Below are 12,509 nucleotides of genomic sequence, written 5' to 3'. Positions count from 1 at the left end.
GCCACACCGGGGGAAGGCTTTTGCGATATCGTGTCGTTCGGTAACATATGGTACACGCATTCGTCATGGTGAAAGCTGACGTCGGGGAGGCAGCGACGATGCTCGATCGGATGGACTCGGTCGAGGGTGTTACGGAGGCGCACGTCGTGGCCGGCGACTACGATCTGATCCTCGAACTCGAGGCACCGGAGGTGTACGACGTGTTGCAGGTGACTGCAAACGAGGTGCAGGCCCTGTCCGGGATCACGGACACGAAGACGTACGTCTCGATGGAGGATTGACGTCCCAATGGAGGATTGGTCTGCCCGTTCGTAGCCCGAACGAACTGGAAACGGCGTGTTCTCCTCAGTCGAACTCGAGTTCCTGCGGGTCGTGCTCCTCGAGGAACCCCTCGAGTTCGGACCGCTGTTTCTCCTGGATCGGCGTCGGGTCCGCGTAAACGTGATCGAACAGGTCGTCGGGATCCGGGAGGCCGGCGTCCTCGGCGGTCTCGATCGCCGCCGCGATCTCGTCGTTCGCCTCCTCGCGGAACCGCTCGACCGTCTCGTCGTCGAGGACGTCCTCCTCGCGAAGGAACGCCTCGAATCGCTCGAGCGGGTCCCGCAACCGCCAGTCGGGGTGATCCGGCTCCTCGTCCCGGTACCGGGAGGGATCGTCCGCAGTGGTGTGGGCTCCCCGCCGGTAGGTGAGCGCCTCCACGAGTACAGGGTTTCCGTCCCGGGCAGACGCCAGCGCGTCCGCAACCGTCTCCCGAACGGCCAGGGGGTCGTTGCCGTCGACTCGGACGCCGTCGATCCCGTAGGCGTCGGCCTTGCCCGCGATCGATGCGCTTGCAGTCTGGCGATCCGCCGGCAGCGAGATCGCCCAGCCGTTGTTCTCGCAGAAGAACACCGTCGGCGCGTCGAACACGCCGGCGAAGTTCACGCCCTCGTGGAAATCCCCCTCCGAGGTCGCGCCGTCGCCGAAACAGACGAGCGACGCCCACTCCTCCTCGAGGTAGTTCGCGGCCATCCCCGCGCCGGCGGCGTGGGGGATCTGGGAGGCGATCGGGATCGCCTGTGGGAAGACGGGGACGTCGTGATCCGAGTGATACTCCGCTCGTCCGCGGCGGAACAGGAGAATGTCGCTCATCGGAACGCCCCGGGCGATCTGCAGTGCGTTCGAGCGGTACGTCGGGAACAGCCGGTCTTCCGCAGCCATCGCGTGGGCGGCGCCGACCTGTGCGGCCTCCTGTCCCGCGAACGGCGGGTAGCCGGACATCCACCCCCGCCGCTGGAGCGCGACGGCGCGCTCGTCGAACCGTCGGGCCCGGACCATGTCGCGGTAGAGATCCCTCGCCGCCGCGGCGTCGTACCGGCTGTCCGACAGCGACCCCTCACCGTCGCCGACGACGGTGTGGAACTCGTCGGTGAAAGCGTCCATACCCCCGGATTGCGAGGAGTGGTGTTAAAAGAGGTGGTCCGCGACCCCCTCGACGTCGTGCGCCGGCACGGATTCTGACGGATGACGGGCGATTTTAAGTGCTCGACAGCCTACCACTCACATATGAGTGAAAAATCGTACCTGTGCGGGGGCGAGGACGCGGACGACGTCGTTCGGGTTGGACTGAACGGTTTCGGCCGGATCGGGCGCAACGTCTTCCGCGCGCTGCTTTCGGATCCCCGGATCGAACTCGTCGGCATCAACGACGTGATGGACGCCGAGGACATGGCGTATCTCGGAAAATACGACTCGGTGATGGGACGGCTCGACGGGCTCGAGCTCGAAGACGACGCCCTGTCGATCGGCGGCACGAGCGTCCCGATTTTCGACGTTCAGAGCCCTGCGGAACTCCCGTGGGACGAACTCGACGTCGACGTCGCTTTGGAGTGTACCGGCGTGTTCCGGACGTACGATGACGCGTACGGCCACGTCGAAGGCGGTGCCGACACCGCGATCATCTCCGCGCCGCCGAAGGGCGACAAACCTGTCAAACAGCTCGTCTACGGCGTCAATCACGAAGAGTACGACGGCGAGGACGTCGTCTCGAACGCCTCCTGTACGACGAACAGCGTCACGCCGGTCGCGACGGTGCTCCACGAGGAGTTCGGCATCCGGTCGGGGACGCTGACGACGGTCCACGCCTACACCGGCTCACAGAACCTCATCGACGGTCCGATGGCCAAAACCAGGCGGGGGCGGGCCGCCGCGGAGAACATCGTCCCGACCAGTACCGGCGCCGCACAGGCCGCAACCGAGATACTGCCGGAACTCGAGGGGAAACTCGACGGGATGGCGATCCGGGTGCCGGTCCCGAACGGCTCGATCACGGAGGTCGTCGTCGACCTGGAGTCGTCGCCGGACGCCGCAGAGATCAACGAGGCGTTCCGCGCGGCGGCCGACTCGGGTCCGCTGGCGGGCGTGCTCGGTTACACCGACGAGGAGGTCGTCTCCCGGGACATCACGGGCCTGCCGTTCTCCACGTACGTCGACCTGCCGTCGACGAACGTCGTCGGTGAGGACGGGCTCGCGAAGATCCTCACCTGGTACGACAACGAGTACGGCTTCTCGAACCGGATGCTCGACATGGCGGCGTTCCTCGCCGCCTACTGAACCGCCTCCGGACCGTATCGACCGCCGACTGACCCGACGAGTTAATTCCGTTCCAACGAAACCAGCCGACTACCCATGTTCCGGACCATCGACGATCTGCCTGCCGAACAGCGCCTGCTCGTCAGGCTCGACTTGAACTCGCCCGTCGAAGACGGCAAGGTACAGGACAACCGCCGGTTCTCCCGACACGCCCGCACGGTTCGGGAACTCGCGGCGGCCGGCCACCGGGTGGTCTGTCTGGCCCACCAGGGGCGACCCGGACGCGACACGTTCGTCTCGCTGTCCCAGCACGCCGACGTTCTGAGCGAGCACGTGGGTCGCGAGGTCGGATTCGTCGCCGACACGTACGGCGAGGAGGCGCAAGCCGCGATCGAGGAACTCGGACCGGGCGAGATCCTCCTTCTGGAGAACGTCCGGATGTGCGAGGACGAACTCCCGGAAAAAGACCCGGAAACCCACGCGGAAAGCGAGTTCGTCGAGACGCTTGCACCGCTTTTCGACGCCTACGTCAACGACGCCTACTCGGCGGCTCACCGGAAGCACGCCTCGCTCGTGGGGTTCCCGCTCGTCCTTCCCGCCTACGCGGGCCGCGTGATGGAAACCGAGTACGAGGCCAACACCGCCATCGCGACCCGGGAGTTCGACGGTCCGGTGACGATGGTGGTCGGTGGGACCAAAGCGACCGACGTGATCGGCGTGATGGATGCGCTCGACGACCGCGTCGACCGGTTCTGTCTCGGCGGCGTCGCGGGCGAACTGTTCTTGCGCGCGGCGGGCCACGACGTCGGCTACGACCTCGGCGACGGCGACCTCTACGACGACCAGTGGGCGGACAACCGGGAGACGATCGAGCGCGTCCTCGAAGAGAAGGGCGATCAGCTCACACTCGCGGTCGACCTGGCGTACGCCGACGCCGACGGAGAGCGGGCGGAGGTGACTCTCGAGGAGATCGACGAGAAAACCGAGGACTACCTCGACGTCGGCGCCGAAACCGTCGACGTCTACGGGGAGTTGATCCGCGAGTCGGACGCGGTCTTCGTGAAAGGGGCGCTCGGCGTCTTCGAGGACGAGCGGTTCGCCGACGGGACGGTCGGCGTGCTCCGGGCGATCGCCGAAACCGACTGCTTTTCGGTCGTCGGCGGCGGTGACACCTCCAGGGCGATCGGGATGTACGGCCTCGACGAGGACGACTTCTCGCACGTCTCGATCGCCGGCGGGGCGTACATCCGGGCGCTGACCGGCGAACCCCTGCCGGCAGTGGAGCTGTTGCAGACCGGGGACGACAGAGAGTAGTCGAGACGGTACCGTGGCAGCGTACGTTTTTGGCCATCGCGTCTACACTGTCCGGTATGCTGCTCGGAATCGTTTCGGACACCCACGACGACCTGGACGCCGTCGAGGCGGCGGTGACGTTCTTCGAACGCGACGGGGTCGACGCAGTCGTCCACTGTGGCGACTTCGTCGCACCCTTCTCGGCGACCCCGTTCGACGCCGGCTTCGACTTCTATGCGGTCCGGGGGAACAACGACGGCGAGTGGAACCTCCAGTCGGTGGTCGACGGCTTCGGAACCTACCTCGGCGAGGCGGGAGCGCTGTCGCTCGACGGTCGCGATATCGCCGTGTATCACGGCACCAGCGACGTGCTCGTCGACGGGTTGGTCGACGCCGGAACGTACGACTACGTCCTCCACGGCCACACCCACGCCCACGGGATCGAGGAGCGCGGCGGGACGGTTCGGATCAATCCCGGCGGGCTACCGATTCCCATCGAGGGGGCGGACAACGTCTTCAGAGTCGCCACGATCGATCTCGACGCGGACCCGGGAGCGGACGCTGTCGACCATCACGTGCTGGACCGGCCGTAGGAACCACCGTCGCTTGCGTTAGTTTTCGGGGTGGTTCTCGACCCAGTCAGGACGGTCGACGGAGACGTTTTCGGTCCGGTACTCGTAGGTGACTTCCTGGCTGACAGTCGCGTCGCGGTTGAGCAGGTAGTGAAGGGACGTTTCCGTCCCCCGAGTGAGTTCCCACCGTACGTCCGCGGCCACCAATACGGACGTCTCGGGATCGATCTCGACTGTCCCCTCGGCGTCGGAAATGCGGTACGACTGTTCGCCGGCGTACCAGCCGGATTCGGGCCGGAGCGTTCGTATCTCCGGACTGTCGTCGTTTCCGGCAACTGCGTCGTGGTCGACCGTGTCGTACTGCACGAGGCGAAGCTGCGTGGCGACGACCGAGGCGGCCCCCGCGAGCCTGTCGCCGCCGTCGGTGCTGGGGTCGGCGTCCACGGTCGTTATCGTCACCGATTCGCCGTTGCCCCGGTGTGTGAGGACCTCCAGATTCTCGTCGTCGAACTGTTGCATGCGGGCGTCCGCCTCCGATTCGTCGACGACGTATCGGGCGTATTCGGGGCCGGAGGTGCCGTTCGGCTGGTATCGCTCGACGACCGTCTCTCCCTGGACGGTCCGGACGTACCGCTCCCCGGACGCCGCCACGGCGCCGTCGATCTCCAGGGTCGATTCGCCGTCGGTCACGATGGTCGCGAGGAGGTGGTACTCGTCGGAGACGGGAGACTCGAACGCCTCCGCGGCGGGGCGCGGTTCGGCTTCGGAGACCGGATACGCGACGCTCGCGACGAGCAGGACGTTTCCCACGACGAGAGCCACGACGACCAGCACGGGGAAACGTGGGCGGTTCATTCCGTCTGGGATTCGTCCGGTATCACTTAAGTACTGACGCCGTCGCTGCCCGTCACCCGAAGTCGGTTCAACCGCCAGGTATACGTTCGACAGCCCCAAACCGAGCGATATGACACGCTGTCGTCTGCACGTGTTCCCGCCGGGGGACGACGACGTTCCCGCCGAGCCCGACGAGATCGAGGAGCGTCGACGAGAGCTCGAGTCGGTGTTCGACGACCTGTTCACTCGGACGGACGCGACCCCGATACAGGACACCTCTCCGGAGTGGGTCTCGGCCGTCTTCGAAGAGGAGGACGGGGTCGACCGCGTCGACGAGTTCGAGGAGGAGTCGCTCCGGATCTACCCCGAGGCGGACGTGCTTCGGAGCCGTCAGAGCCGCAACGTGATCGACGGCCGGGGGGAGCAGGAGGGATACGACGAGGCGATCATCCTCCAGGTGACGTACGCGATCTCTTGATCCGCCTCTCGGAACGTCGATCCCCCGGGACGTACCGTTTGAAAGTAAAAACGCGATATATTTCACCCGAAAGATTAGCCACTGCGAGTGAAACTATCGCGTACTCCTCCGTTCGGAGGAGCGCCACATACCTGCGGTCACACTCTTTGTTCACTCCCCGTACCGGGCGGCCACGTCGTCGATCGAAGGGGAGATCGACTCGATCTCACCGCCGGCTTCGAGTGCGGCTTCCGCGTCTTTCAGTCCGTGACCGGTCACGACCGCAACCACCGAGTCACCTGGATCGACGATGCCCAGCCCGCGAGCCTTCCGGATCCCTGCGATCGGCGCTGCGCCCGCCGGCTCGGCGTAGATCCCCTCGACACTCCCCAGGAGCTTCTCGGCGGCGAGGATCTCCTCGTCGCTCACGAGGACGGCCGTGCCGTCGCTTTTCTCCAGGGCCCTGCAGGCTTTGACCGTGTTCCGTGGGCGCCCGACGGCGATGCTGTCGGCGACGGTCTCCGCGACCGCCGCGGTGTCGTCGTGGCCGTGAAACGCGTCGTGGATCGCGCTTGCTCCCTCGGCCTGGACGCCGAGCAGTCGGGGCTCCTCGTCGACGAATCCGAGCTCGCAAAACTCGTGAAAGCCCTTCCAGCCGCCGGCGACGGTGCAGCCGTCACCCATCGCGAAGACGACCCAGTCGGGAACGTTGCCGCGGGTCTGCTCTGCGAGTTCGTGGCCGACCGTGCGTTTCCCCTCGACCTGAAACGGATTGACGGCGGCGTTCCGGTTGTACCAGCCGTAGCGGTCGGTGACGGCCATGCTCAGGTCGTACGCCTCGTCGTAGCTCCCCTCGACTGCGAGCACGTCGGCGCCGTACACGAGTGCCTGGGCGAGTTTCTCCTCCGGTGTGTCCCCGGGGACGAAGATCCGGCACTCGGCGCCCGACCGTGCGGCGTATCCCGAAAGCGAGGCGGCGGCGTTGCCGGTCGACGCACAGGTGACCACGTCCCGTCCCGCCGTTCGGGCTCTGGTGACTGCGACGCTCGAGGCCCGGTCCTTCAGAACGCCCGTGGGATTCCGGCCGTCGTCCTTGATGTGGATCTCGACCCCGAGTTCCTCGCCGAGTCGGGGCGCTTCGAGCAGCGGGGTTCCCCCCTCGCCGAGCGTCACCGGGCTGACGTCTGGATCGACCGGGAGGAACGCACGGTATTTCCACTGGCTCGGGATGTTGCCGTCGAGGTCGGCGTCGAACAGCTCTCGGATCCGCGCGTAGTCGTACCGGACCTCGAGAATACCCCGGACGCCGTCGTGTTCCGGACACGTGTAGATGACCTGGTCCGGCTCGTAGCGCGCGCCACACAGGGTACACTCGAGCGTCCGAACGTGTGGGAGGCCCATACCGCTACCAGACAGCCTCGAATAATAAGCTCGGTCCACGTCCTCGTCGGCTCGGCTCGCGGAAGAAACGACGGATGGCCGGGGCGGGCTCCGAACCCGCGATCTCCGCATGGCCCAGGTACGAGGCTCGGCAGGCCCCAGGGGCGCACGGAGGCTTCCAAGGCGAACCGCACCGAATCTCGAAACCCTATGAGTGCGGCGCTATGTCCAGCTAAGCCACCCGGCCTCGCTTTCACGTACTGCGATGAAGGCCTTTAAGCTTCTCATCTCGACCGGCCGACGCCGGGAGGATCTGCTCGAACGGCATCCGAAACGGGGAAAGCCACCGAGTCCCGAACGGGAGCCAATGGAGTCGGGAACGATCGGCCTCGCCGCGGTGGACGGCCCGTTCGACCTGCAGGCGACCCTCGAGAGCGGGCAAAGCTACCTCTGGGATCGATCCGACGGCCGGATGTACGACAGCGGCGACGCCACGCCCAGGAGCGGAGACGCGTGGTACGAGACGATCGTTCCACCGATCGAGGGCCTCACCGACGACCGAGTTCCTCTCCGGGTGCGGCAGGTCGGCGGCGTCCGCGACGGAACCCTCGAGTGGGAGTCAACCGTCGACGCGGTGCCCCTTCTGACGCACCTGCTGCGACTGGACGACGACCTCGATGCGATCCGGGCTGCAGCCCCCGACGTTCCGCTGTTCGACCGGGCGTTCGACGCCTACGAAGGGATGCGGCTGGTTCGGGATCCTGCGTTCCCGTGTCTGATCTCGTTTATCTGCTCGGCCCAGATGCGCGTGTCGCGGATCCACCGGATGCAACGATCGCTCGCGGAGACGTACGGCGATGCGGTCCAGTTCGACGGCCGGACGCTTCACGCGTTTCCAACGCCCGACCAGCTCGCCGCCCGAACCGAAGCCGAACTTCGGGAGCTGTCGCTGGGCTACCGGGCGCCGTACGTCCGGAAAACCGCGGGGATGGTCGCCGACGGCGAGGCGGATCCCCGCGAGGCCGCCGACCTCCCCTACGAACAGGCCCGCGAGTCGCTCACCCGGTTCGTCGGCGTCGGCGACAAGGTCGCAGACTGCATCCTGCTGTTCTCGCTGGGCTACCTCGAGGCGATCCCGCTGGACACCTGGATCCGGACCGCTGTCGCCGACCACTTCCCCGACTGCGACCGGGGAACCTACGCCGACACCGCGCGGGCGCTGCGCGACCGGTTCGGCGGCGAGTACGCCGGCTACGTCCAGACGTACGTGTTCGCACACCTCCGCGGCGGCGGGAAGTGAATGGGGAACACGAGTCGTCGATAGCGCTCACTTGCCGACGGATTCGAGGAAGTCCAGCCAGCGTTTGTGGTCCGCGATGGAGGATTTCGTCGCCTGCTCCCCGTACGTGGGTCGCCGGAGGTTCTCGAGGGCGTTGATCGCGCGGTCGAGCCCGATTATCTCCTCGGCGATCCGGTCGGCCTCAGCCCGCGTCAGCGACTCCGTTTCGAGCCGGCCGTGGAGCTGTTTGCGCCGCTTCGAGAGCTCGGTGGTCGCCTCCTTGACGAGGTCCCTGGCGTCCGGCGGCACTCCCTCGACCTTCCGGGTTTCGATGAGGAACTCCCTGAGGTGAAACTCCTCGCCGCCGACGGCGACCGTCTCGGGGGTCCGCGCGCCGACGGTCGCCCCCTGGCGGTTGACGCGACGCAACAGCTCCTCGCGCTTCTGTTGGTCCAACGTTTCGTCTTCCTCCCCGTCCATACGCGAACAGAGACGACCCGTACAAAAGAGCTTCAGGTTCTCGTCGTCGCGTTACTCCTCGTCGTCCTCGTCGCTGTCGTCGACGTCCTCGAAGTCAGCGTCGACGAACTCGTCGCCTTCGGCGGCGTCACCGGCGCCCGCACCTGCGGCACCGCCCATGCCGCCGGGTCCTGCGCCGGCCGCGCCGCCCATGCCGCCCGGACCGGCACCTGCGGCGCCGCCCATGCCGCCCGGACCCGCGCCGGCCTCGCCGGCACCGGCCTGGGCCTGTTGCTGGTACATCTGCTTGCCGATCTCCTGCAGCTCGGTCGACAGTGCCTCGGTGGCGTCCTCGATCTCCTCGGTGGTTGCGTCGTCGTCTTCGAGGGTGTCCTCGACGTCGGCGATGGCGTCCTCGATCGACGCGCGCAGGTCGTCGTCGACGGCTTCCTCGTTTTCTTCCAGCAGGGTCTCGGCACGCTGGACGGCGCTTTCCGCCTCGTTGCGCGCTTCGATGCGCTGGCGCCGCTTTTCGTCCTCCTCGGCGTGTTTTTCGGCCTCTTCCTGCATCTGTTCGATCTCCTCGTCCGAGAGGCCGGCGCCACCTTCGATCGTGATCGACTCTGCGTTGCCCGACCCCTTGTCTTCGGCGGAGACGTTGACGATGCCGTTCTCGTCGATGCTGAAGGTCACCTCGATCTGCGGGGTGCCGGCCGGCGCCGGCGGAATGCCGGTGAGCTGGAATGCGCCCAGGAGTTCGTTCTCCTCGGCGATCTCGCGTTCGCCCTGGAAGACGCGCACGTTGACCGAGGTCTGGTTGTCGGCGGCCGTGGTGAAAACCTTCGACTCCTCGGTCGGGATCGTGGTGTTCTTCTCGATGAGCCGCTCGAACAGGCCACCCTTGACCTCGATCCCCAACGAGAGCGGCGTCACGTCCAGCAGGACGATGTCGTCGACTTCGCCGCCGAGCACGCCGCCCTGGATCGCCGCACCCAGCGCGACGGCCTCGTCCGGGTTGACGTTCTTTTTGGGCTCCCGGCCGGTCAACTCCTCGACTTTCTCCTGGACCATCGGCATCCGGGTCGATCCACCGACGAGGAGTACTTCGTCGATGTCGTCCTTGTCGTAGCCGGCGTCTGCAAGCGCCTGTTCGGTCGGCCCGACGGTTCGCTCGATCAGGTCCGTCGTGAGCGACTCGAACTTCGCCCGGGTGAGGCTCTCCTCGAGGTGGACCGGGCCGGAGTCGGTCGCCGTGATGAAGGGCAGATTGATCGTCGTCTCCTTCCGGCTCGACAGTTCGACCTTCGCCTCCTCTGCGGCCTCAGTGAGCCGCTGGAGCGCCTGTCTGTCCTCCCGGAGATCGATCCCGTGATCGTTTTCGAACTCGTCTGCAACGTAGTCGATGATCGCCTCGTCCCAGTCGTCGCCCCCGAGGTCGTTGTCGCCGTTGGTGGCGACGACCTCGTAGACGCCGCCGCCGAGTTCGAGGATCGAGACGTCGAAGGTGCCGCCGCCGAGGTCGTACACGAGCACGGTCTGATCGGACTCGTCGTCGAGGCCGTACGCCATCGACGCCGCGGTCGGCTCGTTGACGATCCGTTCGACCTCGAAGCCGGCGATCTCGCCGGCGTTCTTCGTCGCCTGCCGCTGCCGGTCGTTGAAGTAGGCAGGGACCGTGATCACTGCCTTCTCGATCTCGTCGCCGAGATACTCCTCGGCGTCGCGTTTGATCTTCTGGAGGATCATCGCCGAGATCTGCTCGGGGGTGTACTCCTCCCCCTCGATCTCGACGGTGTACTCTTCATCGCCCATGTGCCGCTTGATCGACTGGATCGTCTTGTCGGGGTTCTGGACTGCCTGGTTCTTCGCGGGTTTGCCGACGAGACGTTCGCCGTCGTCGGTGAACGCGACCACGGAGGCGGTGGTTCGGTCCCCCTCGGCGTTGACGATGATTTCGGGCTCGCCACCCTCCATCACCGCGAACGCGCTGTTGGTGGTACCGAGATCGATACCGAGAATCTTGTTGCTCGCCATCTTGGTCTCACGTATCGGCTCCCGGCCGTTAAAGGTTACTAGATAGCGATCGTCGGGAGCACAGACGAAGACGGCTTCCTCTTGCGATTCCGTCTTCCGGCACGTGGCGATATCCGTTTCATTTATATTGAACCTGTAGACTGCCGGCGTCGGCTGTGGCTCCGTTCGACTGGTGTATTCCCCCGGGGAGACTGACAAGAGTTACGTCGGCCCGCTATCTACCGCGAGTATGGACCAGCGGACGCGAGTTCTCGTCGTCGGCGGTGCGGTGCTGCTTCTCGTCGTCGCCCTCGGCGTGCAGGCGGTCGCGATCGACCGGGGGACAGTGGTCGAGCAGGACGCGGAGGCCGGCGAGCCGTATCCCGGAAATACGCTCGTGGGCGTCCACTCCTGGGATAACGACGGTCGACTCGTCGAGATCACTCCCGACGGGGAAATCGCCTGGGAGTATGCGATCGACGACTCCCGGTTCTTCGGAATCGATCCGTTACGCGAAGGCGAGGCGGCGCCCGGGATCGAACCCCAGGAGGACGGCAACGTGGTGCTGTTTGCGCTCGGGGAAGTGATCCCGGCCGAGAACTGCGACGAGGAACATCTCTCATACGAAGCGACGTTCTCACACGGGCTGGATCCCCACGAACACTGCGTGAAAAACCGGGTGATCCTGATGGATCGCTCGAACGAGGAGATCGTCTGGGAGCACAACTGGCACGACGAGATGATCCACTGGCACGAGGTTCACGACGCCGTCGTCACCGAGGACGGCGAGGTGGCGATCATCGACATGGGCAAGAACCGCGTGTTCACCGTAAACGAGGCTGGCGAGATCACCTGGGAGTGGTACGCCGCCGATCACATCGATCAGGGGACCGAGTTCTTCGAGGAACACGTCGAAGCCAGCCCGCACGTCGACGATCCCGACGACTACGCGAAGTCCAGCGAGGTCGACGACTGGATCCACTGGAACGACATCGTCGAGACCGAAGAGGGGAACTTCCATCTGTCGGTGCGCAACTACGACATGCTCATCAAGGTGGACCCCGAGACCGACGAGATCGTCGACACGATCGGCCAGCCCGGCAACCACTCGGTGATGCAACATCAGCACAACCCCCAGCATCTCGAAGAGCACGGCACCGTCCTCATCGCCGACAGCGAGAACAACCGTGCCGTCGAGATCGACGCCGACACCGAGGAAGTCGTCTGGGAGTACACCGGACCCGAGGGTGATCCCCTCCAGTGGCCTCGGGACGCCGATCGCCTTCCCAACGGAAACACGATTATCACCGACTCCCGGAACAACCGGATCCTCGAGGTCAGCCCGAGTGGCGAGGTCGTCTGGCAGTTCGAGGACCCCGACGGGGCGGTGATCCCACTGCCGTACGTCGCCGACAGGCTCCCGGTGGGTGAGACCGCCGGCGGACCGCCGGGCTACGAACTCGACGAGCGGACTGCCGCGGATCACGGCGTGACAGAGCAGGTACGCGAGGCTGAAACGCTCGCCCGGTGGGTGCTCCCCGGCTGGATGCATCTCCCGCAGCTTTTGAACCTGCTTGCGATCGTCTTGGGGTCCGCGTGGCTCCTGGGTGAAGGGGCGTTGTACGGGTGGCGGCGTTACCGGGCTCGCTGA

12 protein-coding genes and 1 tRNA gene are annotated in these 12,509 nt (G+C 65.9%); 7 read left to right on the top strand and 6 right to left on the bottom strand.

Features of this window, described 5'->3' with window-relative positions:
• The first annotated feature begins 47 nt into the window (after nt 1-47).
• Entirely contained in the window at nt 48-281 is a 234-nt protein-coding gene (locus RH858_RS10250) for an Lrp/AsnC ligand binding domain-containing protein (protein WP_259534954.1), read from the top strand.
• Nucleotides 282-345: 64 nt separating this feature from the next.
• Here the strand turns inward: RH858_RS10250 and RH858_RS10245 are convergent, their stop codons facing one another.
• Nucleotides 346-1,422: a thiamine pyrophosphate-dependent enzyme gene (locus RH858_RS10245; protein WP_310561755.1), complete on the bottom strand. Its 1,077-nt coding sequence runs from the start codon at nt 1,420-1,422 to the stop codon at nt 346-348.
• Between the two features lie 123 nt (nt 1,423-1,545).
• Here RH858_RS10245 and gap point away from each other — a divergent pair, with 123 nt between their 5' ends.
• The 3 genes from gap to RH858_RS10230 all read left to right on the top strand — a co-directional run bounded on the left by gap (nt 1,546) and on the right by RH858_RS10230 (nt 4,457).
• The gene (gap, locus tag RH858_RS10240) at nt 1,546-2,592 is read left to right on the top strand and encodes a type I glyceraldehyde-3-phosphate dehydrogenase (protein ID WP_259534956.1); all 1,047 of its coding nucleotides are present in this window, start codon (nt 1,546-1,548) and stop codon (nt 2,590-2,592) included.
• 75 nt (nt 2,593-2,667) lie between these two features.
• On the top strand, nt 2,668-3,885 hold the full coding sequence (locus RH858_RS10235; RefSeq protein WP_310561754.1) for a phosphoglycerate kinase: 1,218 nt from the start codon (nt 2,668-2,670) through the stop codon (nt 3,883-3,885).
• A 56-nt stretch (nt 3,886-3,941) separates the two neighbouring features.
• Nucleotides 3,942-4,457, top strand: coding sequence for a metallophosphoesterase (locus RH858_RS10230; protein ID WP_310561753.1), 516 nt, complete (start codon nt 3,942-3,944; stop codon nt 4,455-4,457).
• An 18-nt stretch (nt 4,458-4,475) separates the two neighbouring features.
• Here the strand turns inward: RH858_RS10230 and RH858_RS10225 are convergent, their stop codons facing one another.
• Entirely contained in the window at nt 4,476-5,291 is an 816-nt protein-coding gene (locus RH858_RS10225; protein WP_310561752.1) for a hypothetical protein, read from the bottom strand.
• Between the two features lie 109 nt (nt 5,292-5,400).
• On the opposite strand from RH858_RS10225, the gene RH858_RS10220 reads away from it, so the two are divergent.
• On the top strand, nt 5,401-5,748 hold the full coding sequence (locus tag RH858_RS10220) for a hypothetical protein (protein WP_259534960.1): 348 nt from the start codon (nt 5,401-5,403) through the stop codon (nt 5,746-5,748).
• Between the two features lie 150 nt (nt 5,749-5,898).
• Here RH858_RS10220 and thrC read toward each other — a convergent pair whose 3' ends face one another.
• Both thrC and RH858_RS10210 read right to left on the bottom strand, forming a co-directional pair.
• Entirely contained in the window at nt 5,899-7,128 is a 1,230-nt protein-coding gene (gene thrC, locus RH858_RS10215; RefSeq protein WP_259534961.1) for a threonine synthase, read from the bottom strand.
• 75 nt (nt 7,129-7,203) lie between these two features.
• Nucleotides 7,204-7,354, bottom strand: a tRNA-Met gene (locus RH858_RS10210).
• A gap of 120 nt (nt 7,355-7,474) precedes the next feature.
• On the opposite strand from RH858_RS10210, the gene RH858_RS10205 reads away from it, so the two are divergent.
• The gene (locus RH858_RS10205; protein ID WP_310561765.1) at nt 7,475-8,407 is read left to right on the top strand and encodes an 8-oxoguanine DNA glycosylase; all 933 of its coding nucleotides are present in this window, start codon (nt 7,475-7,477) and stop codon (nt 8,405-8,407) included.
• Between the two features lie 27 nt (nt 8,408-8,434).
• Here RH858_RS10205 and RH858_RS10200 read toward each other — a convergent pair whose 3' ends face one another.
• Together RH858_RS10200 and dnaK are read right to left on the bottom strand one after the other, a co-directional pair.
• Complete coding sequence (locus RH858_RS10200) at nt 8,435-8,866, bottom strand: DUF5788 family protein (protein ID WP_259534962.1); 432 nt, start codon at nt 8,864-8,866, stop codon at nt 8,435-8,437.
• Nucleotides 8,867-8,917: 51 nt separating this feature from the next.
• The gene (dnaK, locus tag RH858_RS10195; protein WP_259534963.1) at nt 8,918-10,879 is read right to left on the bottom strand and encodes a molecular chaperone DnaK; all 1,962 of its coding nucleotides are present in this window, start codon (nt 10,877-10,879) and stop codon (nt 8,918-8,920) included.
• 229 nt (nt 10,880-11,108) lie between these two features.
• Between dnaK and RH858_RS10190 the strand changes: the two genes are divergently transcribed.
• On the top strand, nt 11,109-12,509 hold the full coding sequence (locus RH858_RS10190; RefSeq protein WP_310561751.1) for an arylsulfotransferase family protein: 1,401 nt from the start codon (nt 11,109-11,111) through the stop codon (nt 12,507-12,509).

Origin of the sequence: Halalkaliarchaeum sp. AArc-GB, from assembly GCF_031432225.1 — an archaeon.
Lineage (GTDB): Archaea > Halobacteriota > Halobacteria > Halobacteriales > Haloferacaceae > Halalkaliarchaeum.
This window is presented reverse-complemented; position numbering and strand designations above follow the sequence as displayed.

What these genes read in the sequence shown, in the direction of transcription:
- RH858_RS10250 (WP_259534954.1), top strand. Translation starts at nt 48, where the DNA reads ATGGTACACGCATTCGTCATGGTGAAAGCTGACGTCGGGGAGGCAGCG.
- RH858_RS10245 (WP_310561755.1), bottom strand. Translation starts at nt 1,422, where the DNA reads ATGGACGCTTTCACCGACGAGTTCCACACCGTCGTCGGCGACGGTGAG.
- gap (WP_259534956.1), top strand. Translation starts at nt 1,546, where the DNA reads ATGAGTGAAAAATCGTACCTGTGCGGGGGCGAGGACGCGGACGACGTC.
- RH858_RS10235 (WP_310561754.1), top strand. Translation starts at nt 2,668, where the DNA reads ATGTTCCGGACCATCGACGATCTGCCTGCCGAACAGCGCCTGCTCGTC.
- RH858_RS10230 (WP_310561753.1), top strand. Translation starts at nt 3,942, where the DNA reads ATGCTGCTCGGAATCGTTTCGGACACCCACGACGACCTGGACGCCGTC.
- RH858_RS10225 (WP_310561752.1), bottom strand. Translation starts at nt 5,291, where the DNA reads ATGAACCGCCCACGTTTCCCCGTGCTGGTCGTCGTGGCTCTCGTCGTG.
- RH858_RS10220 (WP_259534960.1), top strand. Translation starts at nt 5,401, where the DNA reads ATGACACGCTGTCGTCTGCACGTGTTCCCGCCGGGGGACGACGACGTT.
- thrC (WP_259534961.1), bottom strand. Translation starts at nt 7,128, where the DNA reads ATGGGCCTCCCACACGTTCGGACGCTCGAGTGTACCCTGTGTGGCGCG.
- RH858_RS10205 (WP_310561765.1), top strand. Translation starts at nt 7,475, where the DNA reads ATGGAGTCGGGAACGATCGGCCTCGCCGCGGTGGACGGCCCGTTCGAC.
- RH858_RS10200 (WP_259534962.1), bottom strand. Translation starts at nt 8,866, where the DNA reads ATGGACGGGGAGGAAGACGAAACGTTGGACCAACAGAAGCGCGAGGAG.
- dnaK (WP_259534963.1), bottom strand. Translation starts at nt 10,879, where the DNA reads ATGGCGAGCAACAAGATTCTCGGTATCGATCTCGGTACCACCAACAGC.
- RH858_RS10190 (WP_310561751.1), top strand. Translation starts at nt 11,109, where the DNA reads ATGGACCAGCGGACGCGAGTTCTCGTCGTCGGCGGTGCGGTGCTGCTT.